Source organism: Streptomyces sp. TRM68416 (genome assembly GCF_014596915.1).
Lineage (GTDB): Bacteria > Actinomycetota > Actinomycetes > Streptomycetales > Streptomycetaceae > Streptomyces.
On record NZ_JACVWU010000107.1, the window covers coordinates 1 to 405 of the forward strand.

At 67.2% G+C, this 405-nt stretch carries 1 protein-coding gene; it reads left to right on the forward strand.

The window, feature by feature from the left end; all coding sequences use genetic code 11:
* On the forward strand, positions 1 to 405 hold a 405-nt coding region (locus ICC28_RS40150; RefSeq protein ID WP_188293809.1), incomplete at both ends, for an AMP-binding protein.

Sequence of the window (405 nt, forward strand, 5' to 3'; positions counted from 1 at the left end):
TGCCGGTGGTGGTGCGGTGTTCTCGTCGGTGGCGTTCGATCTGGTGGTGCCAAATGTGTGGGCGCCGTTGCTGGCGGGGCAGCGGGTGTGTCTGCTGCCGCAGGATGTGGATCTGTCCCAGTTGGGTGAGCGGCTGGTTGCTGCTGGTCCGTTCAGTTTCCTGAAGCTGACGCCGGGGCATCTGGAGATCCTGGCGCAGCAGTTGTCCGACGAGCAGATCGCCGCTCTGGCCTCGGTCATTGTGGTGGCGGGTGAGGCCTTGCAGGCCACGCTGGCTGCGCGGTTCACGCGGGTGCTGGGTGAGGGTCGTCTGATCAACGAGTACGGGCCCACGGAAGCCTCCGTCGGTACCTGCGTCCACCCCGTCCCGCTGGACGCGGGCCAGGGTGTGGTGCCGATCGGTGC